Below are 24,466 nucleotides of genomic sequence, written 5' to 3'. Positions count from 1 at the left end.
GGCTACCCACCCGGCCGCCGGTCGCACCACCTGCCACCAGCGACAGCATCCGCCGCGGGGCCCCGGCGCGTCCAGAGGCGCGGCCGTGCCGCTCACAGGCTCCTGAACTGGCGCGTCGCCGAGATGGCTCCGGACGTGGTCGTGGTGAACGTGCGCATCGACCCGGCGAACTTCGACAGGTCCCACTCGGCGGGTCCGTGATACCAGTAGAGGTTGTCGGCCTGGTGCCCGTTGCCGGTGACCGAGGCGACCACCCGCGACCAGTGCTCCACCCCGTCGAAGATCACCGCGTACGGCAGGTAGCGGGAGAACAGCTCGACGCGGTGCTGCTCCGGCACCTCGCCCAGGTCGCCGGAGAAGAGATACTCGCGGAACGCGAGGGTGTGCGCCAGCGCGGCCGACCCCTTGGCGGTCTTGGCCGGCATGTACTGACCGCCCACGGCCAGCGCCCCGCCCCCGATGACGACCGCGAGCCCGATCAGCCCGTACGTCGTCATCCAGGCCAGCGCGGCCGTCGCGAGCAGTCCGGCCACGACGAGCACCACGCCGAGGGTCGTCCACCGGGTGCGCTCGGTGTCGGGGCGGCGGGCGAACCAGCCCTGCCGCACCACGTCGTCGTAGAGGGCGTCACGCACCTCTCCCAGGTGGCTGGCGAAGGAGCCGGACAGGTGCGACAGCGGCACCGCGTCCCGTCCGTCGAAGATCGCGTCGTAGAGGGCCTGCTCGTACGGCAGCAGCGAGCCGGGGGGCGCGGTGGGCAGCTTGACCAGCACCCAGTCGGGCGCGTCGTAGGTCTGCCGGGGCTGCTCGTCGATGCGGAGGTAGCCGCGGACGGCCAGGTCGACGATGGTCGCCGTCACGTCGATCACGTCGGCCTGCTCGTCCACCAGCGTGCCGATCTGGCCGGGCCGCACGCCGTCGGGCGGGCTGAAGTGGCCGTTCTGGACGGGCGCGGCCATGCCCTTCCCGCGGCCCTTCTCGTGGTCGAGGACCCGGGCGTCGCGCCCGCGCGTCCAGTAGAGCAGCGCGGTGCCGCCGAGCATGAGCACCAGGAGCGTGGCGAGCGCGCCGCCGGTCACGGTGTCGAGGGTGAAGGCGGTGGCCAGGGAGAAGCGCCGTTCGAGGATCGGCGCGCCGGAGGAGGCTCCTTCGGGATAGCCGACGATCACGGTGAGCGCCTGGCCGGGAGCGAGGTCGTCCTGCTCGAAGACGGCCTCGGTGGCGCCGTGGTCCATGGAGGCGGCGGTGCAGCCGATGACGGAGGTCAGGTCGCCGGCGAAGCACGACAGGTTCTGCACCTGTCCTGGGCCGCTCACCTCGACGGTGGCCTTGGCGACGGGGGTGTTCCAGCCGCTGACCGCGAACCAGCGCAGCTCCTGCGCCTGGCCCGCCGGGGTGACGGCCCCCTGGACGTCGTACTCGACGGTGGCCGGCGCGGTCACGGTGAGCACGTCGCCGGCGAGCTTGCCGCCCTTGACGCCGGTGATCCGGTAGATGCGGTCGTTGCCGTCGTCGTGGCGGGTCCTGGTGAGGAACGTCCGCTTCAGCTCGCCCGACCCGCCGGTGATCTTCTCCACGACGTGGAGCGTGCCGTCCTTGCGGAGCGTCATGGTGATCTCGTCGGTGATCCCCGCCGCCGTCGCCGTGGCGGGCGTGGAGGTCAGCGCCACAACGGCCGCGCCCACCATGGCGAGCACGTGCCTGATTCCCGTCATGGCCGCAAATCGTAGCGGTTCGGTCCGACAGCGCCGGGGGAGCCCGCCGTCAGGCGGACCGTGCCTCGGCGCCCGGAGCGGGCGTCACGCCGAGGTGATGCGGAAGACGGGGTAGCGGTCGACGATGCGCTCGAACTCCTCCAGCGGGGCGTGACGGTCGACGGGGAAGTGGGGACGCGCCCCGGGCGCCACCTGCAGGTAGCGGCGGAGGATCGCGGCGCGCCGGTCGGAGAGCTCCTCCGTCAGCCGGATCTCCTCGCGACGTCCGTGGCGCAGCACCGCCCGCCCGTCTCCGGCGCGCGCGTTGAGCACCCAGTTCGTCTTCTCGCCGAGCATGGCGACGAGATAGCGCTCACCGTCGTGGCCGGCGATGGCGACCGGGAACGAGATGAGGCGGCCGGACTTGCGGCCGCGGATCTCGAGCGTGGCCGCTCTGTTCGGCATGATGCCGGCGGCGAACGCGAGAGCCCACAGCCGGTTCTCGATCCGGGCCCACCGCCGCGGCCGGCCCCCGCGGTACTGCCAGTGCTTGAAGGCCTTGACGGCCCGGCTCAGCATGATCGGCCCCCCAATTCTTACGGTGTATGTTTTGAGGGGCACGCTATTCTTACGCCATAAGAATCGTCAAGCGGGGGACGACGTGACAGCGAACCGAGGGCGCGGGCAACGGGCCGGGCTGACCCGGCAGGCCATCCTGCGGGCAGCGGTGCGCCTCGCCGACCAGGAGGGCCTCACGGCGCTGTCGATGCGCCGGATCGCCGCCGAACTCGGCGTGGAGGCCATGACGCTGTACCACCACGTCCCGAACAAGAACGCTCTCCTGGACGGGATCGTCGAACAGCTCGTCTCGGAGACCACCCCGCCGCCGACCGCCTCGTCCTGGCAGGAGAGCCTGCGCGCGTACGCCCATGCGTTCCTGGCCACGCTCACCGCACATCCGAACCTGATCGCCCTGGTCGCCACCCGGCCCGCGACGACCCCGCACAACCTGCGGACCATGGAGGCCATGCTGGAGTCGCTCCGCTCGGCGGGCTTCGAGCTGACCCGGGCCCACGACGTGGTGCGCTCCCTGGCCGCCTTCGTCCTGGGGCACGCCGCCGCCCACCCCGACCTCGCGCCGGACTGCCCGCCGGTCGACGCCGGCTCCTACCCGCTCTTCTTCGCGGCCGTCGCGACATCCGATGCGGCGTCCCGGTTCGACTTCGCCCTCGAAGCCCTGCTGCACGGCTTCGCGGCCGCCCTGACCGCTGCCCCGTCCGGCGGCCGTCCCGGGGCCGCTCGGGAGGCCGGCTCGGGCGTGCGGCAGGACTGCGCCGGACCGGGCTAGCCGGCCGACGGCGCAGCGAAGCGTCGGGTGCCGGCCTGGGCGCGCCGGAGACCGTGACTCAGGCGTCCCGGCCGTCGTTCGCCGCCGGAGCGCGCCGGATCTCTACCAGGGTCCGTACGGGCCGCTGCTGCCGCCGCGGCCGCCCATGCCCTTCACGGCGGGCTTGACGTCCACGATGTAGACGACGGCGGCGATCACCGCGGCGATCGAGAAGATGTTGACCGCGCCGAGCCCGATGAACTGCATCCCGCCCAGCAGGAGGAACGCCTGGAGGAACGACCACGCCCCGCCCGCCGAGAACAGGGTGGCCAGCGCCAGGATGATCAGCCAGATGTTCTTCTTGAGCTTGCCCGCCGAGATGAAGGCGTTGTCGGGCACCCGCAGCGCGTGCACGAAGGCGTAGACCGCCATGCCGAAGATGCCGATGGCGAGCAGCAGGAAGAGAAGGTTGAGCCCGCCGTTGATGAGGTCCATGAGTTCGCTCCGCCCGACGCTCGCGATGACGGACCCAGCCTAACGGCCCATCCCGCCCGGCGGGCACTCCGCGAACGACGAAAGGCCCGCCCCCGGCCGGGGGCGGGCCTTCCGGTGTGGATCAGGCCTGGGCCTTGGGCGCGGCCTTGGTGGTGGTGCGGGTCTTCTTCGCGGGGGTCACCGGGGTGGCGACGGGCGGCTCGGCGGCCTCCGACACCTCCTCCAGCTCCAGCGCGGCCTCGCCGCTCACCTGGCTGACGACCTTGCGGCCGCGGGTGGCGAAGTCCTCGTAGACGAGGGTGGCGCGCTGGGTGAGCTGATCGGCGTACTCGCGGGCCTTCTCCGGCAGCTCCTTGGCGAAGCCTTCGGCCAGGTCGGCGTAGGTGCGCGCCCTGACCGGCAGCTCCTTGGCCAGGTCGCCGCGGCGGGCCTGCAGCTTCTGGAGCTGCTCGGGCAGCTCGCGCAGCTTCTCGACCGCGTAGTCGCCGACACCGGCGACGGCGTAGAACGGCTTGGAGTCGGTGAGCTTCTTGACCTCGGTGGCGAGCGTCATGGGTTAACCTTCCTTGGTTTCCTGGTTGACGGTGCCGTTGTCGCCGGACGCCGCATAGGGCTCGAGGGCGGCGAGGAAGTCCTTCGGCAGCGGCTGCTCGTCGTCCGTGACGGAGTCGCTCCGAGGGTGAGCGTTCTGGGAGGTCTGCTCATCCTCGGCGCGCTTCTCCTTGCGGAACGACTCGTAGATGTCGATCAGCACTTGGCGTTGCCGCTCGGTGAGATGCGTGTCGGCCCTGATCGCGGCGACGACGTCGCTCGGGGTCTCACGGTCCTCGATGAGGCCCGCCTGCACGTAGAGCGCCTGCGCGGAGATGTGCAGACCCTTGGCGATCTGGTTGAGGATCTCGGCGCTCGGCTTGCGCAGACCGCGCTCGATCTGGCTCAGGTAGGGGTTGGAGACCCCCGCCGCCGCCGCGAGCTGGCGCAGCGAGATCTTCGCCTGCTGCCGCTGCTCGCGGATGTATTCGCCGATCGAGCCGACCTTCGGTAGTGCCATGCCTCCAGTGTGCCTCGCTCTGCTTGCAATTGCAAACAGGGTGGCTAACTCCCGCAAGCGGTCAGGGCTGGTAGACCCACAGGAAGGGAGCGGACGTGAGCAACGTCACGGAAAGGGCGAGCATCCCGTAGCGCAGCCGTATCGGCAGCTCGGGAGCCGGCTTGACCAGCCGGTCGACCCTGGCCATGAGGCTGTTGGCGTGCACGCCGAGCATGCCCTGGGGCGTCGGCATGGCCCCGGCCGTGCCGAACCTCAGCAGCGCCGTGGCCAGCCTGCGCGGGCTGCAGTAGCGGCGGGCGCGGTCGTCGGCCGCCATCTCGACCAGCAACTCCACCTGGGACTGGGCGTCGCTCACCACCTTGGACCAGGGCAGCGCCCTGCGCAGCGCGGCGAACGGCAGGAGCACCAGGTCGTGGCGCTCGCGCACGTGCGCGGCCTCGTGCGCCAGCACGGCCGCCATCTCGTCCTGCGAGAGCAGCTTGAGCGCGCCCTCGCTGACCACCACCTGCGAGCGCAGCCCGGGCACGCAGTAGGCCGCCGCGCCCGGATGGTCGAGCACCCGGACGCCCGGCAGCACCGGGTTGTCGTGCGAGATCAGCGCGAGCAGCATGCGGTGGCGGCGGCGCGTCCGCAACGTCTGCACGCCCGCGGTGAGCAGGACAGCGACCAGCACGGTCAGCGCCGTCAGGCCCGCGACCATGGCGAGCACGTGCAACGCGTCCCACGGCTCGCCGGGCGCCCGGCCGTCGGCGAAGGCGATCAGGCCCGGCAGCACGCCCATCCCGTAGGGCTCGACGGCGTAGGCCAGCATCGCGCCCGTGGTGGCGAGCCCCCACGTCACGCCGAGGGACTGCCAGAGGATGATCGCGATCCGGGGCGCCCGGGAGGTCCACCGGGCCGTCGTGAAACGCCAGGAGCCGACTGCGCACGCCAGAGCGAGCGCTGCCAGCGCCGCTGCCGTGATCACTCGTCCTCCAGCTCCGTAAGGGCTCTGCGCAGGATCTCCGCCTCCCGGCCCGACACGGCCTGGGCGAAGCGCGTCAGGGCGGCGGACCGGTCGCCCGTCATGTCCAACGCCTCCAGCATAAGCTCGGCGACGTACGCGTCGCGGGTCGCCGCGGGAGCATAGCGCCACGCCCGGCCGTCACGGGTGCGCTCGAGGAAGCCCTTGCGCGTGAGCCGGTCGAGGACGGTCATGATCGTAGTGGGGGCCAGGTCACGGTCGGCGATGAGCCTGCCGACCTCGCGGGCGGTGAGCGCGCCGCTCTGCGCCCAGAGGATGTCCATGATGCTGCGTTCGAGCTCGCCAAGACCCTTCACACGCACCAGCGTAGTACTACACCCTGTCGAGCAGACATCCGGGAAAAGGTGACATCGGCCTCACGCGGCCGTCGGGTGGCGGATGGGGCTCAGGGGGCGACCGCGGCCCAGGGCAGCGTCAGCTCGCCGAGCCGCCAGCGCGCCGTGCCGCCCAGCGGCGGGTGCCGCGGCACGGGCCAGGAGCCGCTCAGCGCGGCGACCGCCGCCAGCCACCGCTGGCGCGCCCCGTGGACGCCGTACGGGGCGCTCACCGCCCACGCGCGGTCGAAATCGCGCAGGAAGGCGTGGATCCGCTCGCCCGGCACGTTGCGGTGGATCAGCGTCTTGGGCAGCCGGTCCGCCAGGTCGGACGGCCGGTCGAAGGCGTCGAAGCGGGCCGAGAAGGTCAGCGTCCGCGGCCCCTCGCGTGACAGGCCCACCCACACGGCCCGGTGGCCCACCTCCGAGCAGGTGCCCTCCACCAGCACGCCGCCGGGTGCGAGGGCGCCGCACAGCACGTCCCAGTAGTGCCACGCCTCCGCCTCGTCGTACTGGCGCAGCACGTTGAAGGCGCGCACCAGCACCGGCGGGCGCGGCACCGGCAGTTCGAACCCGCCCAGCGAGAAGCTCAGCCCCGGCCGCTCGTGCGGCTTGGCCAGGGCGACGCGGGCCGGGTCGATCTCCAGGCCCGTCACCTCCACGTCGGGCCGGACGCGCCGGAGCCTGGTGAACAGCTCCAGCGTGGTGGCGTGCGAGGCGCCGTAGCCGAGATCCACCACCAGCGGCCGTTCGGCGGCGCGGAGCAGCCCGCCGTGCGCCGCGACGATCCATCGGTCGGACCGCCGCAGCCGGTTGTGGGCCGTGGTGCCCCTGGTGATGGAGCCGACCGGTCTAGCCACTGACCCGGTGCACCTTGTGCTGGGCGGCCTGGGCGCGGGGGCGCATGACGATCCGGTCGATGTTCACGTGGGCGGGACGGGTGACGCACCAGGCGATCGCGTCGGCGACGTCGTCGGAGGTCAGCGGGTCGGGCACGCCCTCGTACACGCGGGCGGCGGCCGCCTCGTCGCCGCGGAAGCGGGTCACCGCGAACCCCTCGCTGCGCACCATGCCGGGGGCGATCTCCACGACCCGCACCGGCCGGCCGACGAGCTCCAGGCGCAGGGTGCCCGCCATGGAGGACTGGGCGTGCTTGGCCGCCACGTACCCGCCGCCGCCCTCGTACGGCACCAGCCCGGCGGTCGAGGTGAGCAGCACCAGCACCCCGTCACCCGACTCGACCAGCATGGGCAGCAGCGCCTGGGTCATGCGCAGGGTGCCGAGCACGTTGGTGTCGTACATCCGCTGCCAGTCGTCGGGCCGCCCGTCCGCGACGCTCTCCGCCCCGAGCGCGCCGCCGGCGTTGTTGACCAGCACGTCGCAGCGCTCCAAGGAGGCGGCCAGCGCCTCGACGGACTCCTGCGAGGTCACGTCGAGGGTGACGGGCCTGATGGAGGGCACCTCGGCGGCCAGCGCGTCCAGCCGCTCGCGCCGCCTGGCGCCCGCCACCACGTCGTAGCCCGCGGCGGCCAGCCGCCTGGCCGTCGCCTCGCCGATCCCGCTGCTCGCGCCCGTCACCACAGCCGTCTTCTTCATGGCCCACATCCTGCCAGGGCGGTCCCGGCACACCCCGCCGTGACCCTTTGTCGGGAATGCCGGAAAGATGCGGGCAGTTGTCAATCGTTTGGAGGTGGTGTCGGGTGAGGCGACGACGGGTCAACCGGGTCGCGACCATCAGCATGCACACGTCGCCGCTGGACCAGCCCGGCACGGGCGACGCCGGCGGCATGAACGTGTACATCGTCGAATCGGCCAAGCGGCTCGCCCAGCTCGGGGTCGAGGTGGAGATCTTCACCCGGGCCACCGCGAGGGACCTGCCGCCGGTGGCCGAACTGGCCCCCGGAGTCCTCGTCCGCCACCTCACCGCCGGACCGTACGAGGAGCTGGACCGCGCCGACATGCCGGGCCAGCTCTGCGCGTTCCTGTCCGGCGTCCTGCGCACCGAGGCCATGTACGACCCCGGCCGCTACGACCTCATCCACTCCCACTACTGGCTGTCCGGCCAGGTCGGCTGGCTGGCCAAGGAACGCTGGGGCGTGCCGCTCGTGCACACCATGCACACCATGGCCAAGGTCAAGAACCAGCTCCTCGCCGCCGACGACAGGCCCGAGCCGCAGGCCCGCGTCCTCGGCGAGCAGCAGGTCGTGGAGATCGCCGACCGCCTCGTCGCCAACACCGACGACGAGGCGCGCGAGCTGATCGACCTGTACGGCGCGCAGGAGAACCGCGTCGCCGTCGTCAACCCCGGCGTCAACCTCACCGTCTTCGAGCCCGCCTCCCAGGGCGCCGCCCGGCGCCGCCTTGGCCTGCCGCAGGACGCCCGCGTGCTGCTGTTCGTCGGCCGGATCCAGCCGCTCAAGGCCCCCGACGTGCTGCTGCGCGCCGCCTCCCGCATGCTCATCGAGGACCCGTCGCTGCGCGAGCACCTGGTCGTCGCCTGCGTGGGCGGCCCCTCGGGCAACGGCCTGGCCCGGCCCTCCCACCTCGCCGAGCTGGCCGCCGAGCTGGGCGTCTCCGACGTGGTGCGCCTCGTGCCGCCCGCGCCCCAGCAGGAGCTGGCCGACTGGTACCGCGCCGCCGACGTCACCGTCGTCCCCTCCTACAGCGAGTCGTTCGGCCTCGTCGCCCTGGAGTCCCAGGCCTGCGGGACGCCCGTCGCCGCGGCGGCCGTCGGCGGGCTGCGCACCGCCGTGCGCGACGGGGTGTCCGGCGTGCTCGTGGACGGCCACGACCCCTACGAGTGGGCGCGCACGCTGCGCCGCTTCGTCACCTCGCCGCGCTGGCGCGCCAACCTGTCGGAGGGCGCCCGCCGGCACGCCGCCGGCTTCGGCTGGCAGGCCACCGCCACGCACCTCATGGAGGTCTACTCCGGCGCCGTCGCCCACCTGCACAGCGTGCCCGTCGCCTCGTACGGCGTCTCGTAGGGTGAACCGCATGCGCGATGTCGTCCGCGCCGCCCTGGAGGCGGCCGAGGTCACCTTCGACGAGCCGCGGCCGGGGGCGTTCCTGGTCAAGCTCCCCGGTCAGCACAAGCTGGCCACCATGACCTGGCTCATCGTCGGCGAGCAGGTGCTGCACGTGGAGGCGTTCTTCTGCCGGCAGCCCGACGAGAACCACGCCGAGTTCTACCGGTGGCTGCTCGGCAAGAACGGCACCACGTACGGCGTGCACTTCTCCGTCGACGCCGTCGGCGACGTCCACCTCGTGGGCCGGGTGCCGCTCGCGGCCGTCACCGAGGAGGAGATCGACCGGCTGCTCGGCTGCGTGCTGACCTACTCCGACGACTGGTTCGACCGGGCTCTGGAGCTCGGCTTCGCCTCGTCCATCCGGCGCGAGTGGGAGTGGCGGGCCAAGCGGGGCGAGTCGCTGGCCAACCTGCAGGCGTTCGCCCGCTTCGCCGACCCGGCGCGCTCGGGCGGCTGACCGCCTGCCCCCGCCCCGGCGGGCGAACCATAGGATTGGCCGCATGGCGACTTTGGTGCTGCTGCGGCATGGCGAGAGCGACTGGAACGCGAAGGGCCTGTTCACCGGCTGGGTGGACGTGAGCCTGTCGGTCAAGGGCGAGGACGAGGCCCGCCGGGGAGGCAAGCTCCTCGTCGAGGCCGGGGTGCGTCCCGACGTGGTGCACACGAGCCTGCTCACCAGGGCCATCCAGACCGCCCAGCTCGCGCTCGGCGAGGCCGACCTGCTGTGGCTGCCGGTGCGACGCTCCTGGCGGCTCAACGAGCGCCACTACGGCGCCCTGCAGGGCAAGAACAAGGCGCAGACGCGCGAGGAGTTCGGCGAGGAGCAGTTCATGCTCTGGCGCCGCTCCTACGACGTGCCGCCGCCCCCGATCGCCGACGGCGACGAATACTCCCAGGCCGGCGACCCGCGCTACGCGCTGCTGCCGCCGGAGCTGATGCCGCGCACCGAGTGCCTCAAGGACGTCGTGGAGCGCATGCTGCCCTACTGGTACGACGAGATCGTCCCCGACCTCGCCGCCGGCCGGACGGTCCTCGTGGCCGCGCACGGCAACTCCCTGCGCGCCCTGGTCAAGCACCTCGACGGCGTCGGCGACGAGGAGATCGCCGGACTCAACATCCCCACCGGCATCCCGCTGCGCTACGAGCTCGACGACGCGTTCAGGCCGCTGGTGCGCGGCGGCGAGTATCTCGACCCCGAGGCCGCCAAGGCCGCCATCGAGGCCGTGGCCAACCAGGGCCGCTGAGCCCCTCCCGGCCGGCCCGGCCCGGCTCTCAGCTGGGCCGGGATCCCGTCACCAGGTAGACGACCGACTCGGCCACCCGCACCGCGTGGTCGGCGTACCTCTCGTAGTAGCGGCCGATCAGCGTGATGTCGATCGCCGGCTCCACGCCGTGCTGCCAGTCCTTGGCCAGGATGCTCCTGAACAGCTTGCGGTGCAGCCTGTCCATGGCGTCGTCGTCGTGCTTCAGCTCCAGCGCCGAGTCGACGTCGCGGGTGGCCACGCAGCTGCCCGCCTTGGTGACCAGGCTCTCGGCGATCTGCCCCATCTCCACGATCGTGGACCGCAGCTCCGGCGGGATCGCCGAGTCGGGGTGCCGCAGCCGCGCGACCTTGGCCACGTGGACGGCCAGGTCACCCATCCGCTCCAGGTCGGTGCCCATGCGCAGCGCCGTGATGATCATCCGTAGGTCCACGGCCACCGGCTGCTGCCTGGCCATCAGCTCCAGGATGGACGTCTCGACCTCGTTGAAGAGCGTGTTCACCTCCTCGTCGCGGCTGATCACGTTCTCCGCGAGCTGCAGGTCGGAGTCCAGCAGGGCCGTCGTGGCCCGGGAGATCCCCGAGCGGACCAGCCGGGTCATCTCGACCAGCTTGTCCGTCAGCGAGTCGAGTTCCTCGTGGTAGGCGTCGCGCATGCCGCCACCGTACGCGCGCGTGGATGAACGAACCCCGACGCGGAAGTGAACTTTCCGGGAAAGGAGGCGTTCATCCCCAGGTGACGGGTCGGACGGCCGATGACCGCCGCCTACCATCGGAGACATGAGTGAGATGGCCATGAGCCTCGCCGCCCTGGCCGGCTTCATGGTGGGGGCCCTCGCGGTGCTGTTCTACCGCAACCAGATCGAGGCGCCGAGCCGCACGCAGCCGGCCGGCGACGCCGACACGGGGTCGCTACCGCAGGGAGTCGCCTCCGTGCTCGCCGTCCTGCCCTCCTCGGCCGTGGTGCTCGACGCGGAGGACCGGGTGCTGCGCGCGAGCTCGGCCGCCCGCGCGTTCGGGCTGGTCAAGGGCGACCGGCTGATGGCCGCCGAGCTGCTCGCCCTCGCCAGACAGGTACGCCGCGACGGCGAGATCCGCGAGACCGAGATCGACGTCGCCGGCCACAAGTTCGGCCAGGAGATCACCAACTTCGCGGTCCGCGTGGCGCCCCTCGGCTCCCACGGCCAGGTGCTGGTGCTCGCCGAGGACCAGACCGAACGGCGCCGGGTCGAGGCCGTCCGCCGAGACTTCGTCGCCAACGTCAGCCACGAGCTGAAGACCCCCGTCGGCGCGCTCAGCCTGCTCGCCGAGACCATCCAGGACGCCGCCGACGACCCCGAGGCCGTCACCCGCTTCGCCGGCCGCATGCAGCACGAGGCCGCCCGGCTCACCTACCTCGTCCAGGACCTCATCACGCTGAGCCGCATCCAGGGCGCCGAACCCATCCCCACCCCCGGTCAGGTCGACATCGACCAGGCCGTCCACGACGCCATCGACCACTGCAACACCCGGGCCGGAGCCAAGGACATCACCCTGGTCGCCGGCGGCGCCGAGGGGCTGCGCGTGTGGGGCGACGACGAGCTGCTCGTCACCGCGCTGCGCAACCTCATCGACAACGCCGTCGCCTACAGCCCGGAGCACACCCGCGTCGTCGTCAGCGTCAGGCCCGCCGGCGACTCCGTCGAGATCAGCGTCAGCGACCAGGGCATCGGCATCCCCGAGGAGTCCCTCGAGCGCATCTTCGAGCGCTTCTTCCGGGTCGACGCCGCCCGCTCGCGCGCCACCGGCGGCACCGGCCTCGGGCTCGCCATCGTCAAGCACGTCGCCATGGCCCACGCCGGCGAGGTCTCCGTGTGGAGCAAGGAAGGCTCCGGCTCCACGTTCACCCTGCGGCTGCCCGCCTTCGGCGGCACCGCGATAGCCGTACCCAGCACCAGCCCCCTGGAGGCAGCCCGATGACCCGAGTTCTCGTGGTGGAGGACGAGGAGTCGTTCTCCGACGCCCTGTCCTACATGCTGCGCAAGGAGGGGTTCGAGGTCTCGGTCGCGACCACCGGCCCGGAGGCGCTCGACACGTTCGACCGCACCGGCGCCGACCTGGTGCTGCTCGACCTGATGCTGCCCGGCCTGCCCGGCACCGAGGTGTGCCGGTCGCTGAGGCAGAAGTCCAAGGTGCCGGTCATCATGCTGACGGCCAAGGACAGCGAGATCGACAAGGTCGTCGGCCTGGAGCTGGGCGCCGACGACTACGTGACCAAGCCGTTCTCCTCCCGGGAGCTGGTCGCGCGCATCCGCGCCGTCCTGCGCCGCCAGGGCGACGTGGTGGAGGAGATGGACAACGCCGTGCTGGCCGTCGGGCCGGTGCGCATGGACGTCGACCGGCACGTGGTCGCCGTACGCGGCGAGCAGGTGCAGCTGCCGCTGAAGGAGTTCGAGCTGCTCGAGGTGCTGCTGCGCAACGCCGGCCGGGTGCTGACCCGCGGGCAGCTCATCGACCGGGTGTGGGGCGCCGACTACGTGGGCGACACCAAGACGCTCGACGTGCACGTCAAGCGGCTGCGGGCCAAGATCGAGGCCGATCCGTCAAACCCGCGCTGCATCCTCACGGTCCGCGGCCTGGGCTACAAGTTCGACGCCACGGAGGCCTGAGCGGGCCCCCTGACGCACGCTCACCGCACTCCGCGACCGTCCGGCTCGTTCGGGCCACGACCGGGCGGTCGCCGCGCCTCCACAAGCCTCTGAGGGCCGCCCAGCCCCCCTTGCCGCACCCTTCTGCGCTGCGACGCCTGTCGCGCCGCCGCGGGGTCGCGCCGCGCGGGGCGCCGGTCCGCGTCCGGCGTCCTTCGACGCCGTCACGTCGTGCCTCCCCGGGCGCCCGACCGGTCCCACGGTTGCCGGACCACCCCCGGGGACCGCGGGACGGTCAGCGAGCCCGTACGGGCGGCCGCCTCCAGGCCGTCTCTGGCCACGTCGCGGCGATGGGCCGGTCGCGCGTCGCCGGACTCGGGCGGCGGCATGGAGCGGCGGCGAGCGGTGTGGGGGCTGGTCCGCGTGTCCCGGCCGGTCGCCTGCCGGCGTCGTACGCCGGTCGGGGCCGGGCGTGCCACACCGGCAGGGCCGCGCGGGTCCTGCCGGTGTGGCTCAGCGGTGGGCGGTGGCCGGTCAGCAAGGCCCGGTGACGGGTCAGCGGCCGGTCAGGGCGCCCCGGTGGCGCGTCAGCGGCCGGTCAGGGCGCCCCGGTGGCGCGTCAGTGGCCGGACTCGGCGTGGGCGGAGGGGGTCGCCGAGGGCGTGGGCGTCGGGGCGGCCGTGGCGCCGGGAGCGGGCGGGTACTCCTTGAACTCGCGGCTGCGCGTGACCACAGGCACGTCCAGGGACACGACGCCGGCGTTGGCGAAGGTGAGGTCCAGCTTGACGCTCTCGCCGCCCCTGAGGGCCTTGGAGAGCCCCTCGATCATGATCTGGGGCGTCGGCTTGCCGGTGTTGACGAGCTGCTGGCTGGGCAGCTGGATCGGGGCGGCGAGCTTGACGGCGCCCAGCGAACCCACCGACACCTGCTGCAGCGTGTCGGGCGCGCCCGCGGTGTTGATGATCGACAGGTAGACCGGGGCTGAGCCACGCCAGGCGAGCTGGGCTCCGGAGTCGGGGCCGAGGACGAAAGCCTGGGGGATCTGGATGCCGCGCGAGCCGTACTTGCCGTTCTCGATGAGGGCGGCGCCCTCCACGGGGGCGTACGGCTTGTTGGTGTTGGCGTCGAATCCAGCGGCACAGCCGGCAAGGACGGGTGCGGCCAGGAGCGCGGCGGCTGCGGCAATCCAGCGACGGCTGGTCACGGGCGGGTTCTCCTTGGTTTCGCGCGAGCGGGATGGGCAGCGCCTACCTTATCCACCTGATTCCATGGTCATTTCCACACCCCCGCAGGTCATTAGCCGTGTCCGCATATGCGATTCATAGAGTGGACCACTTGTCAACCCCTAATATGCGCCTTTGACCTGCAGTTATGGTGATTTCACTGTTCCGGGAGCCTGTGGACGCGTGGTACTCTGGAGTACAGCGGAAGGGGTACTTGTCACATGACTTTCCAGGTCGGCGACACGGTCGTCTACCCCCACCATGGGGCTGCTCGGATCGAGGCAATCACGACGCGATCCATCAAGGGTGAGGAAAGGACCTACCTGGTACTCAAGGTCGACAAGGGCGACCTTACCGTCCAGGTGCCAGCCGAAAACGCAGAACTCGTCGGCGTGCGCGATGTCGTGGGTCAGGAAGGCCTTGAGCGGGTTTTCGACGTCCTGCGGATGCCGCACACGGAGGAGCCGACCAACTGGTCTCGCCGTTACAAGGCCAATCTGGAGAAGCTCGCGTCGGGGGACGTCAACAAGGTCGCCGAGGTCGTTCGGGACCTGTGGCGGAGGGACCGTGAGCGCGGCCTTTCCGCGGGTGAGAAGCGCATGCTGGCCAAGGCTCGCCAGATCCTGGTGAGCGAGCTGGCTCTTGCCGAGAAGACCAATGAGGACAAGGCCGAGGCCCTGCTCGACGAGGTTCTCAACTCCTGAACACCAGCATTCCACGGGTGGGCGTCGGGGTCGACGTTCACCCGTTCGCTTCCGGCCGCGAGCTCAATCTCGCGGGCCTGCACTGGCCCGGCGAGACCGGCCTCGCGGGCCATTCCGACGGCGACGCCGCCGCTCACGCGGCCTGCGACGCCCTGCTCTCCGCGGCGGGTCTGGGTGACCTGGGCGGCCTGTTCGGCACCGCCGACCCGCGTTGGGCGGGGGCTACCGGTGTCGCCCTGCTCGAGGAGACCGCGCGGCAGGTGCGCGCCGCTGGCTACGAGATCGGCAACGTGGCGCTCCAGGTGATCGGAAACCGGCCGAAGCTGTCACCCCGGCGCGCCGAGGCCGAGAAGGCGCTCAGCGCGGCCGTAGGGGCGCCGGTGAGCGTCAGCGCGACCACCACCGACGGGCTGGGGCTGACCGGGCGCGGCGAAGGTGTCGCGGCCATCGCGACCGCGCTCGTGGTCAACCTTCGCGGGGCCTGAGGCGTCCTCTGTCGGGATGTGACGAGCATCCTGGCGGGCGGCCCCCAGCCCGTCGTGCGCGAAGGCGACGGTCCGTCACCGGCGCGGTACGGACCGTCGCCTTTCGCGGGGTAATGGTGCGTTTCTGTGGGTAAGCCTCTTTGTGGCATATGACCACTTCGGGGGGAGTTCATATGATCGGCGCGATCGTTTCCGCGATCGTCATCGGCGCCATCATCGGGGCGCTGGCTCGACTGATCGTTCCCGGCAAGCAGAACATGTCCATCGGCCTGACGCTGGTCGTCGGCATCGTCGCCGCACTCATCGGCACGTTGATCGGCTCCATGCTCGGCCTGACCAACACCCGGGGCATCGACTGGCTCCTGCACATCCTGCAGCTCGCACTGGCGGTGGTGGGGGTGCTCCTGGTCACCCGGATGCGGCCGGGAAAGGCCGGCGGAACGGGAGCCACTCGGCCCTGACCTGCGGATTCGTGATTGCCGCGCATATTCGGCAGGTAAAGGGTACTTACCTGAGCGTGAGAGTGAACGGCTCACCCTCATCGGGAGGTTCGTACCATGACAGTTCAGTCCATCCTTGGCGCGATCGTCATCGGCGCTGTGATCGGCGCAGTCGGCCGTCTGCTGCTTCCCGGCAGGCAGGCCATCGGGTGGATTCTCACCGTCGTCGTCGGCATCGTCGCCGCCCTGGTCGGCACGCTCATCGCACAGGTTCTCGGCGTCGAGACGACTCCGGGCATCGACTGGATCGAGCTTGTCATGCAGGTGGTCCTGGCGATCGTGGGTGTCGGCCTCGTCGCGGGAATGAAGCGCGGCAGCACCCGCCGGAGCATCTAGCGGCGGCACACGCCCAGCGACGGCGCGGGGCATATGCGGAAAGACCCGCTCGGTGACTTCCGAGCGGGTCTCCGCCATGCCGTGGGCCTTTCTCGGGTGTCACTCCTCAGGAGGGAGGGGCGTGCTGCGCATGCGCCGCGCGGGGGCGTCGTCGTGGACGACGGGGTGCGGTGCGGTGTCCTCCATGGCCGCCGCCCGGCCACCGTCCCGCTCGTCCGCACCGTCCCGCTCGTCGGCACCGTCCCGCTCGTCGGCACCGTCCCGCTCGTCGTGCCGTTCGTCCGCACCGTCCCGCTCGCCGTGCCGCTCGCTCGCGTCGTGCCGTTCGGCCGTGCCGTCCTGCTCGCCGTGCCGTTCCATGTCCCGCCCCGGGACTACGTCGCGCTCAGGGACCGTGTCCCGCACCGGCTCCGCGGGCGCGGGCTGCTCGCCTGCGGGCTGTTCCTCACGTACGGGCTCGTGTGCGGGCTGTTCGCGTACGCCTGCGACGCGGACGTCCGTCGGGCGGCGGACACCGCGCCGAGGCGCAGGCTCGGCGGCCTCCGGACGGTGGCCCCGGCCGGCGGAGGGCCGATCGGTGAACACCCGCACGGGCTGTGTGTCGGCGTCCTTCTCGGTGACCGGCCGGGGATGAACGAGAACGTCGGTCGGCTTGACCCGGTCCCCCCAGCGCACCGGACGGCGCTCGGGCTCTCCGGCGCTTCCGGCGTCGGCGGCACGACCTGCCGCAGGGGAGCGGTCCCCCTCGACGCGACCACCTGCTTCGGTGGCACCGCCTGCTTCGGTGGCACCGCCTGCCTCCGCCGGAACGCCTGCTCGGGCCGGACCCGCCTCCTTGACGAGACGCTCGCCGCCGTCGGCCCGCGTGCCGCCGTCCGCCGGCCCGTCGACCTCTTCCCGTCCGCCGTCGCCTGAGGAGCCGGAGCGCCCCCGCACGACGGGCTGCCCGCCCTCCCGGGAACGGCGGGTGTCCGCGCGCGACGCGCCGTCAGCCACGGGTTCGGGCGCCTCGCGGGCGGACGGCTCCTGGCCGGCGAGGGAGTCCGGCGCGGGGGCCGGCTGCGGGGCCGTGACCGGGACACGGTCGACGGGCGGCGTCTCCGGTGCCGCGGTGGGCCCGACCACAGGGGTGGGCTCCAGCACGGGCTGCACGGGCGGCTCCAGCGGCGGCGCCGCTGCGGCGCGGCCCCGGTGGAAGGGCACGAGGTCGTCCTCGGCGACGTCCGCGCCGGCACCGTCGCCGGTGGCGGCGCGGCGATGCTGGACGTGCTTGATGAGCAGCAGCCACAGCCACAGGCCGAGCGCCAGCATGACCCACGGCGCGACCGCCACACCCACCGCCGCCGCCCGTACGTCCACGGCCAACCGCAGCGCCGTCGTGACGTTGGCGGCGGCCGCGGCCACGATGAGCAGGACGAGCACGACCGCCGCCTGGACGCGCACGAGTAAGCGGGCCGAGCGCAGCAGCAAAACGCTGATCAGCGCCACCGCGAGCAGGGCGTCGAAGCCGGCGGGATAGAGGTAGGCGAGATCTGGCCGGGCCTCGCCCCGGATGGCCAGCGCCCGCAGGTCGTCGAAGGAGAGCGCGCACGCGGCGCCGGTCAGTGCGGCGACCGCGACACCGGCCAGGGCGATGCCCAGCCGGCGGAGCGTCGAGGGGGGAGTCACGTCCATGGCGTTTCGAGCCTACAGAACAATGGTGTCGACGACCGATCAAGGAGACACCCATGGCGGAGCTGCCAGAAGAGGCGCGCGCGCTGTTCGACGCGCCCAACTACGTGACGGTGACCAGTCTCAACTCCGACGGCGGGCCGCAGAGCACCGTCGTGTGGGTGCGCACCGACGGCGACGACGTGCTGTTCTCGACGGTCGCGGGCCGGCAGAAGCCGCGCAACTTCGCCCGTGACCCGCGCACCAGCCTGCTCGTCATCGACCCCGACAACCCCTACCGGTACGCCGAGGTGCGCGGGCACGTGACCATGGAGGACGACCCGGACGGCGCCCTCATCCAGGAGCTGTCACGGAAGTACACGGGCGAGCCGTGGCAGGACGCGCCCGGGACGCGGCGGCTGATCGTCAGGGTCACACCGGAAAGGGTCATCCTACGAGGGTGATTATTCGGCGTGCGAGGGCGGCGGAGGCGTTAGCCTTGCGTTCGTGAGCCTGCACCTGTACGACACCAGCACGCGAACCGTCCGCGAGTTCGTCCCGGTCGAAGCCGGCCGGGCGTCGATCTACCTGTGTGGGGCGACCGTGCAGGCGCCCCCGCACGTCGGGCACATCCGCTCGGGCGTGAACTTCGACGTGCTCCGGCGCTGGCTCATGCGGTCCGGTTACGAGGTGACGTTCTGCCGCAACGTCACCGACATCGACGACAAGATCATCAGAGTGTCGGCCGAGGAGAGCGTGCCCTGGTTCGTGGTGGCCGAGCGCAACCAGCGGGCCTTCACCTGGGCCTACGACACGCTCGGCTGCCTGCCGCCCACCGTCGAGCCGCGTGCCACCGGGCACGTGCCCGAGATGATCGTGCTGATGGAGCGGCTGATCGAGCGCGGTCACGCCTACGCGTCGGGCGGCGACGTCTACTTCGACGTCATGTCGTACGCCGACGACTACGGCAAGCTCTCCAACCAGAAGCTGGAGAACATGCGGCCGGCCGCCGACACCGACGACGAGTCGTGCAAGCGCGACCCGCGCGACTTCGCCCTGTGGAAGGGCGCCAAGCCCGGCGAGCCCACCTGGCCGACCCCGTGGGGGCTCGGCCGCCCCGGCTGGCACCTGGAGTGCTCGGCCATGGCGACCAAATACCTGGGCGCGACGTTCGACATCCACGGCGGCGGCATCGACCTGACGTTCCCGCACCACGAGAACGAGATCGCCCAGTCGCAGGCGGCCGGTGACGGGTTCGCCCGCTACTGGATGCACAACGGCATGGTCAAGATCGGTGCCGAGAAGATGAGCAAGTCCCTGGGCAACTCCCTGCTCATCCCCGAGATGGTGCAGAAGGTGCGGCCGGTGGAGCTGCGCTACTACCTGGCGGCACCGCACTACCGCTCGTCGATCGAATACTCGGAGGAGGCGCTGCTGGAGGCGGCCGCCGCCTACCAGCGCATCGAGGGCTTCGTGACGCGGGCCGCCGAGGTCATCCACGACGTCGACGCCGACGCGCCGCTGCCGCAGGCGTTCGTCGAGGCGCTCGACGACGACCTGGGCACGCCTCAGGCGCTCGCCGTGGTGCACGAGGTGGTGCGCGAGGGCAACGTGGCGCTCGCCCACGGTGACAAGGAGGCGGTCGCCCGCCTGCTGGCCGAGACGCAGAACATGCTGGACGTCCTCGGCCTCGACCCGCGCTCGGCGCAGTGGCGTTCGGCCGGGTCGGATCTGAAGCCGGTGGTCGACGCGCTGGTGAAGGTGGCGCTGGAGCAGCGTCAGGCGGCCCGGGCCCGCAAGGACTACGCCGCCGCCGACGCCATCCGCGACCAACTGGCCGCCGCGGGCATCACCGTGGAGGACACCCCGCACGGCGCCCGCTGGGAGCTCACCCGCTGACGTTGCCGGGCGTCGGGTCGCCGAACACCCGGCGCTCCAGGTTCGCGTACACCGGGCCGAGCACGGTCAGGATGATCCGGCCGACGAGGCCGGTACGGCGCTTCAGATGCCGCCGTTCCTCGGGAGTCGCCACCCGCGCGAGCCACGGCAACACCCGGGCGAGCCTGGTCAACCCCAGTGACCGCCACATGCGCCGCTCGGCGGCCTCGTAGGCGTCCAGGGTGACGTAGTTGTGGATCATGGGCCGGATGTCCTGCTCCAGGTAGCCGAAGTGCTCGTCCAGCGCGTCGCGCATCTCGCGCAGGGCGACGGCCAGGCCGGCCACGTGCGCCGACGGCGTGCGGGCGAAGTCGGCCGCGGTGGTGCACAGGTTCTCCACGAGCGGGGCCAGCCGTCTGCGCTCGTCGCGGTACGGGTCCATGTCGATGGCCCCGCCGGCGGACGCGTCCACGAGGGGCCACACGATCCGCGCCTCTCCCCGGCCCTGCCGGATCAGCTCGTGGCAGAGCACGGTGACGTAGTCGCGGATGGCGGCGGCCCGTCGCCGCGAGACGACCGCGTCGCCGTCCGCCGTCCGCATGACGTCGTCGGCGGACCGCGTCGCACCGAACCGAGCGGTGCCGGACGGCGTGGACTCGGATGGCGGGACGTCGGACTGAGCGGTGCCGGACCGTGTGGTGCCGGACGGCGTGGCGTCGTGCGGTGTGGCGTCGTACGGTGTGGTGCCGGCTGGCATGGCGTACGGTGTGGCGTCGTACGCTGTGGAGTCGGACCGTGGGGCGGCGGATGCCAGCGTCGTGGCCAGGTCGGCGAGTCTCGTCAGGTCCTCGCGCCACGCCCGATGGACGATGCGCGCGCTGGTGAGGTCAGGGTACGGATCCCCGGGGTGACGCCGCGCCACGCTCGCTCCTCCGGTCCCGTTCGCGTCGTTCATGTCTTCTCCTCTTGCTGTCGTGGCTCAGCGGGCGCGGCGGGTCGCGCCGTGTAGGCGGAGAGCAGGTCGAGTCCGCCGCGGACGGCCCGCTCGAACTCCTCCGCCGACCCGGCCGACCGGGCCAGCACGTAGGCGCCCTGCACCACCGCCACGAGGGCGGCGGCCACGCCGGCGGGAGCCATCCCCTCGGCGAACTCGCCCCGGTCGAGTCCCTCCCTGAGCAACTCCTCGATCCGCCGGCGCAGATAGGCGAACGTCTCGCTCAGCGGCTCCCGCAGGGCGGGACTCGCCACCACCTCCGGATCATGGGCCAGGCTGCCGACCCGGCACCCGCGCAGCACCTCGCGCTCACGCAGCATGTAGGCGGCGATCCGCTCGTACGCGCTGCCGGGCTCGCTGAACCGCTCCTCCGCCTGCGCGCACAGTTGCTCGGCACTGCGCCGAATCGCCTGGAGCGCCAGGTCGGGCTTACCGGCGAAGTGGTGGTACATGCTTCCCTGCCCGGCCCCGGCGAGCCGCTGGATCGCCTTGGGGCTGGTGCCCACGTATCCGCGCTCCCAGAGCAGCTGCTGCGTGCTCTCGATCAGTCGCTCCGCTGTGTCCACCTGGCTCAGTGTACCTACTGGTATGTACGGTTCCAAACCTTACGATGCCTTTGACCAGCGAAAACGCCCGGACAGCCTGTCCTGTCGGCGATGCGGCGTCGCGGTCCGGTCTCCGGGCCCTTTTCGGGCGGGATGAGACGCGTGCGGGTCCGAGTACCCTTGTTGCCATGGCAGCTGGGGGTAGGTCGTCGGGCAGGCCCGCGAAGAAGAAGGGCCCGTCCAAGGGCGCCGGAGGGCAGAGGCGCCGCGGCCTCGAGGGCAAGGGCGCGACCCCACCCGCCGAGATGCGCCACTGGTACAAGGACAAGGCGCGCACCGAGCGCATCGCGCGCGAGGAGCACGGCGGCCAGCGCCGCCCCGCCGCATCCCGCCAGCGCCGCTCGGACGACGCCCCCGAATACATCGGCGGCCGCAACCCCGTCCTGGAGGCACTGCAGGCCGGCGTGCCCGCCAACGCCCTCTACGTCGCCCAGCGCATCGACAACGACGATCGCGTCCGCGACTCCATCAAGATCGCGACCGAGCGTGGCATCGCTCTGCTGGAGGCCACCCGCGACAAGCTCGACCGCCTCACCGAGCAGTCCGTCCACCAGGGCGTCGCCCTGCAGATACCGCCCTACGACTACGCCCACCCGGCGGAGCTCGTGGAGATCGCCCGTGACGCGGCCGAGGTGCCCCTCATCGTGGCCCTCGACGGCGTCACCGACCCCCGCAACCTCGGAGCCATCGCCCGCTCCGCCACCGCCTTCGGCGCCCACGGCCTGATGATCCCCTCCCGCCGCTCGGCCGGCGTCACCGGCGGCGCCTGGAAGACCTCCGCCGGCACCCTCGCCACCCTCCGCGTCGCCCGCTCCGCCAACCTCACGGCCGCCCTGCGCGAATACCGCGACGCCGGCCTGTTCGTCATCGGCCTCGACGGCGAGGGCCGCACCGACATCGGCGACGTCGGCCTGCTGTCGGAGCCCTTGGTGATCGTCGTCGGCTCCGAAGGCAAGGGCCTGTCCCGCCTGGTACGCGAGCACTGCGACGTGGTGGCCCGCATCCCGATGAGCTCAGCGGCCGAGTCCCTCAACGCCGGGGTGGCGGCCGGTGTGGCACTCTACGAGGTCGCTCGTCACAGACGCCGCTAGCGTCTACACTGATAGGCCGCGCCGACGTAGCTCAATCGGCAGAGCATCTGTCTTGTAAACAGAAGGTCAGGGGTTCGATTCCCCTCGTCGGCTCTGCACCGGAAAGGCCCCTGAACAGGCATGACGCCGTCAGGGGCCTTCGGGTTTGTCAGGACAAAAATGCGATCTTGCTACTGCCCTTGCTAACAGGAGATTCGGTGGCTCTGGAAGAGCATCCTGGCACATGGACCTACGACCCTGAGGCGGGAGCTGCGTATGTCTACCTGCGCGGTCCTATCGCTCAGGGTGAGGTAGCGAGGACGGTCACGATGGATGAAGCGATGGTCAACTTGGATCTTGATGCTGATGGCCGCGTGATCGGTATTGAGATCCTCGCTGAGTGGCCCGAACAATAGAAAAGAGGGCCCTCCTCAGTATTCAAGGGTCTTCAGGCATGTCAGTCATGTCAGGTGCACTGCCTCGGTACTACCGGCTGAGCGGGCGATGGCCATGGTTGGCGGAACCGGGTGTCCGTTGTGCGGCCTGGCCTCGCCGCCTCCCTGGGATGCGCTTGGGGAAGCGGCGACAAGCTGTCGAAGAGGCTGAGCGTAAGACCGCGGCGTTTTGGTGCTTAGCAGGTCACCGCTTCGGGAGCATCGACCGGGATCTTCGGCATGGCGTTGACTATCTTGGTTTCCAGTACTGTGCTGGCGTAGCGGAGTACCTCCGTGCCACCGCCCGGTGGCACGGACAGGAATCGCGAGCCGAGGAACCGGTAGGTGCCGGGTTCGAAGATCAATTCGGTGCGCTGCCATCCGTCTGGGCCCTGATATCTGATCGAGGCGCCGACGCCCTGTCGCCCGTCCAGATCGGTGAGGTCGGTGCGCATGGTGGCGGTGGGCATCTTGGACAGCGCGCGGAGCACCGCCGCACGCAGGCCGGGACCGGGGAAGGGGTTTGCGGCCAGGGTGACGAGACGGCTTACCACCGTGTGCTCGACGAGCCGCTCGATCTGGTCCTTGCTGGGTGGTGCCGCGCCGGGCTCAGGCCGTTCGTTCCTGACCGAGGCATCGGCGTCCGCGCGAACCCGGGCGAGCAGCGGGTCCGGGTCGGCGGGCAGGTTGTCTTCACTGGTTGGTGAGAGCACGTTCACGGTGCACCGCCCGGCGCGCTGGAACTCGACTGTGCCCGGGGTCTGCATGATGGTCGGGACCGGGCCGGTGTGCGTGCGCAGCTTGCCGTAGGTGAGGCGGGTCAACGCGCCGTCGGGGTCGGCGGCGGGAATCCAGTACTCGCGGTTGATCTCTTGAGTGATCTCCGAACGGCTGCCGCGACTTCCTACGATGCTCCAGCTCTGGTCCGTGCGGTTGACGTAGAGGATCTGGCCCGGCTGTGGCGCCTGTTGTCGGGCGGCGGCCGTGGCCGCTTCCTGGAGCAGTTCCGCCGCGTTGGCCGGGGTCGCACCACCGTCGGCACCGGTCAGGAAAGCGACTGCGGCGACGGCTGCCGCCAGGCCGACCGCGGCCGTCCTGAGCAGGAGGCGGTGCTTAGCCGAACCGGTACGAGGCGTTCGTTTCGCCACCGCCTCAGCTGCGAGCAAGTCCTTCGCCTTGGCGGTAGCCGTGGCGGAGGGGCCGGGCAGCGTGTCGTGGAACGTCTTGATCTCCTGCAGGTCATCGGTCATGACGACTCCTCAATGGTGATGGACGTGCGGAGTTTCCTGCGGGCCCGGTTGAGCCGCGAGCCGACGGTGCCGCGCGGGACGCCGAGCGCCTCGGCGATCTCCTCGTAGGTGAGCTGGGCGCAGGCCACCAGCAGCAGAACGGTCCGGTCAGCGGGCGAGAGCGCGGCCAGCCCGGCGGCCAGCCGCGGCTGCATGACGGCAGCCGCCACCCGCTGGACCACACGCTCGTCGTGGCTCATGACGTCGGTGACCTCGGCACTTCTAGCCAGGGCGCGGAACCTGCGGGCTTCGGCGCGCCGGTGACCGTCCACCAGATTGGAGGCGATGCCATACAGCCAGGAGCGGGCATCGGAGCGGGATAAGTCGTAGCGCGCACGGCCGCGAAAGGCCCGCAGGAACGTCTCCGCGGCGATGTCGTCCGCCGCCGATTCTCCGAGACGGAAGTGCACGTAGCGGTGGATGGCCTCGTGGTGCCGGTCGAACAGCACACCGAACCGCTCAGGACGGCGTAGTGACAC

At 71.4% G+C, this 24,466-nt stretch carries 30 protein-coding genes and 1 tRNA gene; 15 read left to right on the top strand and 16 right to left on the bottom strand.

The window, feature by feature from the left end:
- Positions 1 to 92: 92 nt before the first annotated feature.
- Positions 93 to 1,715, bottom strand: a complete 1,623-nt coding sequence (locus CXR44_RS12035) for a DUF2207 domain-containing protein (protein WP_101785707.1) — start codon at positions 1,713 to 1,715, stop codon at positions 93 to 95.
- Positions 1,716 to 1,799: 84 nt separating this feature from the next.
- Entirely contained in the window at positions 1,800 to 2,273 is a 474-nt protein-coding gene (locus CXR44_RS12030; RefSeq protein ID WP_101785705.1) for a nitroreductase/quinone reductase family protein, read from the bottom strand.
- 82 nt (positions 2,274 to 2,355) lie between these two features.
- On the opposite strand from CXR44_RS12030, the gene CXR44_RS12025 reads away from it, so the two are divergent.
- Positions 2,356 to 3,042, top strand: a complete 687-nt coding sequence (locus tag CXR44_RS12025; RefSeq protein ID WP_219601764.1) for a TetR/AcrR family transcriptional regulator C-terminal domain-containing protein — start codon at positions 2,356 to 2,358, stop codon at positions 3,040 to 3,042.
- 102 nt (positions 3,043 to 3,144) lie between these two features.
- On the opposite strand, the gene CXR44_RS12020 is transcribed toward CXR44_RS12025, so the two are convergent.
- The 7 genes from CXR44_RS12020 to CXR44_RS11990 form a co-directional block, all read right to left on the bottom strand.
- The gene (locus CXR44_RS12020; protein WP_101785703.1) at positions 3,145 to 3,516 is read right to left on the bottom strand and encodes a DUF2516 family protein; all 372 of its coding nucleotides are present in this window, start codon (positions 3,514 to 3,516) and stop codon (positions 3,145 to 3,147) included.
- 121 nt (positions 3,517 to 3,637) lie between these two features.
- On the bottom strand, positions 3,638 to 4,069 hold the full coding sequence (locus CXR44_RS12015; protein WP_101785701.1) for a hypothetical protein: 432 nt from the start codon (positions 4,067 to 4,069) through the stop codon (positions 3,638 to 3,640).
- A 3-nt stretch (positions 4,070 to 4,072) separates the two neighbouring features.
- Positions 4,073 to 4,567: a helix-turn-helix domain-containing protein gene (locus CXR44_RS12010; RefSeq protein ID WP_101785699.1), complete on the bottom strand. Its 495-nt coding sequence runs from the start codon at positions 4,565 to 4,567 to the stop codon at positions 4,073 to 4,075.
- A 61-nt stretch (positions 4,568 to 4,628) separates the two neighbouring features.
- Positions 4,629 to 5,534, bottom strand: coding sequence for a M56 family metallopeptidase (locus tag CXR44_RS12005; RefSeq protein ID WP_101785697.1), 906 nt, complete (start codon positions 5,532 to 5,534; stop codon positions 4,629 to 4,631).
- Positions 5,531 to 5,887, bottom strand: a complete 357-nt coding sequence (locus CXR44_RS12000) for a BlaI/MecI/CopY family transcriptional regulator (protein WP_101785695.1) — start codon at positions 5,885 to 5,887, stop codon at positions 5,531 to 5,533. The genes CXR44_RS12005 and CXR44_RS12000 overlap by 4 nt, the downstream gene beginning before the upstream one ends.
- 89 nt (positions 5,888 to 5,976) lie before the next feature.
- Positions 5,977 to 6,765, bottom strand: a complete 789-nt coding sequence (locus tag CXR44_RS11995) for a class I SAM-dependent methyltransferase (RefSeq protein WP_101785693.1) — start codon at positions 6,763 to 6,765, stop codon at positions 5,977 to 5,979.
- On the bottom strand, positions 6,758 to 7,501 hold the full coding sequence (locus tag CXR44_RS11990) for an SDR family NAD(P)-dependent oxidoreductase (RefSeq protein WP_101785691.1): 744 nt from the start codon (positions 7,499 to 7,501) through the stop codon (positions 6,758 to 6,760). Before CXR44_RS11990 ends, CXR44_RS11995 begins: the two co-directional genes overlap by 8 nt.
- Positions 7,502 to 7,644: 143 nt before the next feature.
- Here CXR44_RS11990 and mshA point away from each other — a divergent pair, with 143 nt between their 5' ends.
- Genes mshA through CXR44_RS11975 form a run of 3 tightly spaced genes read left to right on the top strand, consistent with a single transcriptional unit; the run spans position 7,645 to position 10,175 of the window.
- Positions 7,645 to 8,889, top strand: a complete 1,245-nt coding sequence (mshA, locus tag CXR44_RS11985; protein ID WP_245899153.1) for a D-inositol-3-phosphate glycosyltransferase — start codon at positions 7,645 to 7,647, stop codon at positions 8,887 to 8,889.
- A gap of 10 nt (positions 8,890 to 8,899) precedes the next feature.
- A complete protein-coding gene (locus tag CXR44_RS11980) occupies positions 8,900 to 9,388 on the top strand; it encodes a type III secretion system chaperone family protein (RefSeq protein WP_101785687.1) in 489 nt (162 codons plus the stop codon).
- Between the two features lie 43 nt (positions 9,389 to 9,431).
- On the top strand, positions 9,432 to 10,175 hold the full coding sequence (locus CXR44_RS11975; protein WP_101785685.1) for a phosphoglyceromutase: 744 nt from the start codon (positions 9,432 to 9,434) through the stop codon (positions 10,173 to 10,175).
- A 28-nt stretch (positions 10,176 to 10,203) separates the two neighbouring features.
- On the opposite strand, the gene phoU is transcribed toward CXR44_RS11975, so the two are convergent.
- Positions 10,204 to 10,848 carry a phosphate signaling complex protein PhoU gene (gene phoU / locus CXR44_RS11970; protein WP_101785684.1) on the bottom strand — a complete coding sequence of 215 codons (645 nt, stop codon included), beginning with the start codon at positions 10,846 to 10,848 and terminating at the stop codon, positions 10,204 to 10,206.
- Positions 10,849 to 10,972: 124 nt separating this feature from the next.
- Here phoU and CXR44_RS11965 point away from each other — a divergent pair, with 124 nt between their 5' ends.
- A complete protein-coding gene (locus CXR44_RS11965) occupies positions 10,973 to 12,151 on the top strand; it encodes a sensor histidine kinase (RefSeq protein WP_245899101.1) in 1,179 nt (392 codons plus the stop codon).
- Positions 12,148 to 12,840, top strand: a complete 693-nt coding sequence (locus CXR44_RS11960) for a response regulator transcription factor (protein ID WP_101785680.1) — start codon at positions 12,148 to 12,150, stop codon at positions 12,838 to 12,840. Before CXR44_RS11965 ends, CXR44_RS11960 begins: the two co-directional genes overlap by 4 nt.
- Before the next feature lie 598 nt (positions 12,841 to 13,438).
- On the opposite strand, the gene CXR44_RS11955 is transcribed toward CXR44_RS11960, so the two are convergent.
- Entirely contained in the window at positions 13,439 to 14,023 is a 585-nt protein-coding gene (locus CXR44_RS11955; protein WP_180903347.1) for a copper chaperone PCu(A)C domain-containing protein, read from the bottom strand.
- 240 nt (positions 14,024 to 14,263) lie between these two features.
- Between CXR44_RS11955 and CXR44_RS11950 the strand changes: the two genes are divergently transcribed.
- The 4 genes from CXR44_RS11950 to CXR44_RS11935 all read left to right on the top strand — a co-directional run bounded on the left by CXR44_RS11950 (position 14,264) and on the right by CXR44_RS11935 (position 16,067).
- On the top strand, positions 14,264 to 14,746 hold the full coding sequence (locus CXR44_RS11950) for a CarD family transcriptional regulator (RefSeq protein ID WP_101785629.1): 483 nt from the start codon (positions 14,264 to 14,266) through the stop codon (positions 14,744 to 14,746).
- 17 nt (positions 14,747 to 14,763) lie between these two features.
- The gene (gene ispF / locus CXR44_RS11945; RefSeq protein ID WP_101785627.1) at positions 14,764 to 15,231 is read left to right on the top strand and encodes a 2-C-methyl-D-erythritol 2,4-cyclodiphosphate synthase; all 468 of its coding nucleotides are present in this window, start codon (positions 14,764 to 14,766) and stop codon (positions 15,229 to 15,231) included.
- Positions 15,232 to 15,404: 173 nt separating this feature from the next.
- A complete protein-coding gene (locus CXR44_RS11940; RefSeq protein WP_101785625.1) occupies positions 15,405 to 15,692 on the top strand; it encodes a GlsB/YeaQ/YmgE family stress response membrane protein in 288 nt (95 codons plus the stop codon).
- Positions 15,693 to 15,788: 96 nt separating this feature from the next.
- Entirely contained in the window at positions 15,789 to 16,067 is a 279-nt protein-coding gene (locus CXR44_RS11935; protein WP_101785624.1) for a GlsB/YeaQ/YmgE family stress response membrane protein, read from the top strand.
- A gap of 99 nt (positions 16,068 to 16,166) precedes the next feature.
- Here CXR44_RS11935 and CXR44_RS11930 read toward each other — a convergent pair whose 3' ends face one another.
- Positions 16,167 to 17,741, bottom strand: coding sequence for a DUF2637 domain-containing protein (locus CXR44_RS11930; RefSeq protein ID WP_101785622.1), 1,575 nt, complete (start codon positions 17,739 to 17,741; stop codon positions 16,167 to 16,169).
- Between the two features lie 53 nt (positions 17,742 to 17,794).
- Here CXR44_RS11930 and CXR44_RS11925 point away from each other — a divergent pair, with 53 nt between their 5' ends.
- Positions 17,795 to 18,181 (top strand): PPOX class F420-dependent oxidoreductase, encoded by a 387-nt coding sequence (locus CXR44_RS11925; RefSeq protein WP_101785620.1) that lies wholly within the window; start codon positions 17,795 to 17,797, stop codon positions 18,179 to 18,181.
- Positions 18,182 to 18,224: 43 nt separating this feature from the next.
- A complete protein-coding gene (gene cysS / locus CXR44_RS11920) occupies positions 18,225 to 19,616 on the top strand; it encodes a cysteine--tRNA ligase (RefSeq protein WP_101785618.1) in 1,392 nt (463 codons plus the stop codon).
- Here cysS and CXR44_RS11915 read toward each other — a convergent pair.
- Entirely contained in the window at positions 19,606 to 20,550 is a 945-nt protein-coding gene (locus tag CXR44_RS11915; protein WP_101785617.1) for a hemerythrin domain-containing protein, read from the bottom strand. The two genes, cysS and CXR44_RS11915, sit on opposite strands and share 11 nt — an antisense overlap.
- A complete protein-coding gene (locus CXR44_RS11910) occupies positions 20,547 to 21,155 on the bottom strand; it encodes a TetR/AcrR family transcriptional regulator (protein WP_101785616.1) in 609 nt (202 codons plus the stop codon). The genes CXR44_RS11915 and CXR44_RS11910 overlap by 4 nt, the downstream gene beginning before the upstream one ends.
- Positions 21,156 to 21,322: 167 nt before the next feature.
- On the opposite strand from CXR44_RS11910, the gene rlmB reads away from it, so the two are divergent.
- From rlmB to CXR44_RS39370, 3 genes are all read left to right on the top strand, one after another.
- Complete coding sequence (rlmB, locus tag CXR44_RS11905) at positions 21,323 to 22,285, top strand: 23S rRNA (guanosine(2251)-2'-O)-methyltransferase RlmB (protein ID WP_101785615.1); 963 nt, start codon at positions 21,323 to 21,325, stop codon at positions 22,283 to 22,285.
- Positions 22,286 to 22,305: 20 nt separating this feature from the next.
- A tRNA-Thr gene (locus tag CXR44_RS11900) sits at positions 22,306 to 22,378 on the top strand.
- A gap of 104 nt (positions 22,379 to 22,482) precedes the next feature.
- A complete protein-coding gene (locus CXR44_RS39370) occupies positions 22,483 to 22,680 on the top strand; it encodes a DUF2283 domain-containing protein (protein ID WP_180903345.1) in 198 nt (65 codons plus the stop codon).
- A gap of 215 nt (positions 22,681 to 22,895) precedes the next feature.
- Here the strand turns inward: CXR44_RS39370 and CXR44_RS11890 are convergent, their stop codons facing one another.
- Complete coding sequence (locus CXR44_RS11890) at positions 22,896 to 23,948, bottom strand: CU044_5270 family protein (RefSeq protein WP_101785612.1); 1,053 nt, start codon at positions 23,946 to 23,948, stop codon at positions 22,896 to 22,898.
- On the bottom strand, positions 23,945 to 24,466 hold the full coding sequence (locus CXR44_RS11885; protein ID WP_245899100.1) for an RNA polymerase sigma factor: 522 nt from the start codon (positions 24,464 to 24,466) through the stop codon (positions 23,945 to 23,947). Before CXR44_RS11885 ends, CXR44_RS11890 begins: the two co-directional genes overlap by 4 nt.

It is taken from the genome of Nonomuraea indica, assembly GCF_002850745.1.
In the GTDB taxonomy this organism is placed as follows: Bacteria; Actinomycetota; Actinomycetes; order Streptosporangiales; family Streptosporangiaceae; genus Nonomuraea; species Nonomuraea indica.
Note: the sequence above shows the minus strand (reverse complement) of the source record. Positions and strands in the feature narration are given on the sequence as shown.

Coding starts and splice junctions, on each gene's coding strand:
- CXR44_RS11975 (WP_101785685.1), top strand. CDS start 9,432: ATGGCGACTTTGGTGCTGCTGCGGCATGGCGAGAGCGACTGGAACGCG.
- CXR44_RS11890 (WP_101785612.1), bottom strand. CDS start 23,948: ATGACCGATGACCTGCAGGAGATCAAGACGTTCCACGACACGCTGCCC.
- CXR44_RS11980 (WP_101785687.1), top strand. CDS start 8,900: ATGCGCGATGTCGTCCGCGCCGCCCTGGAGGCGGCCGAGGTCACCTTC.
- CXR44_RS12015 (WP_101785701.1), bottom strand. CDS start 4,069: ATGACGCTCGCCACCGAGGTCAAGAAGCTCACCGACTCCAAGCCGTTC.
- CXR44_RS12035 (WP_101785707.1), bottom strand. CDS start 1,715: ATGACGGGAATCAGGCACGTGCTCGCCATGGTGGGCGCGGCCGTTGTG.
- CXR44_RS11990 (WP_101785691.1), bottom strand. CDS start 7,501: ATGAAGAAGACGGCTGTGGTGACGGGCGCGAGCAGCGGGATCGGCGAG.
- CXR44_RS11950 (WP_101785629.1), top strand. CDS start 14,264: ATGACTTTCCAGGTCGGCGACACGGTCGTCTACCCCCACCATGGGGCT.
- mshA (WP_245899153.1), top strand. CDS start 7,645: ATGCACACGTCGCCGCTGGACCAGCCCGGCACGGGCGACGCCGGCGGC.
- CXR44_RS11925 (WP_101785620.1), top strand. CDS start 17,795: ATGGCGGAGCTGCCAGAAGAGGCGCGCGCGCTGTTCGACGCGCCCAAC.
- CXR44_RS11965 (WP_245899101.1), top strand. CDS start 10,973: ATGAGTGAGATGGCCATGAGCCTCGCCGCCCTGGCCGGCTTCATGGTG.
- CXR44_RS11915 (WP_101785617.1), bottom strand. CDS start 20,550: ATGAACGACGCGAACGGGACCGGAGGAGCGAGCGTGGCGCGGCGTCAC.
- CXR44_RS11960 (WP_101785680.1), top strand. CDS start 12,148: ATGACCCGAGTTCTCGTGGTGGAGGACGAGGAGTCGTTCTCCGACGCC.
- CXR44_RS12010 (WP_101785699.1), bottom strand. CDS start 4,567: ATGGCACTACCGAAGGTCGGCTCGATCGGCGAATACATCCGCGAGCAG.
- rlmB (WP_101785615.1), top strand. CDS start 21,323: ATGGCAGCTGGGGGTAGGTCGTCGGGCAGGCCCGCGAAGAAGAAGGGC.
- CXR44_RS11935 (WP_101785624.1), top strand. CDS start 15,789: ATGACAGTTCAGTCCATCCTTGGCGCGATCGTCATCGGCGCTGTGATC.
- CXR44_RS12030 (WP_101785705.1), bottom strand. CDS start 2,273: ATGCTGAGCCGGGCCGTCAAGGCCTTCAAGCACTGGCAGTACCGCGGG.
- CXR44_RS12020 (WP_101785703.1), bottom strand. CDS start 3,516: ATGGACCTCATCAACGGCGGGCTCAACCTTCTCTTCCTGCTGCTCGCC.
- CXR44_RS11930 (WP_101785622.1), bottom strand. CDS start 17,741: ATGGACGTGACTCCCCCCTCGACGCTCCGCCGGCTGGGCATCGCCCTG.
- phoU (WP_101785684.1), bottom strand. CDS start 10,848: ATGCGCGACGCCTACCACGAGGAACTCGACTCGCTGACGGACAAGCTG.
- CXR44_RS11940 (WP_101785625.1), top strand. CDS start 15,405: ATGATCGGCGCGATCGTTTCCGCGATCGTCATCGGCGCCATCATCGGG.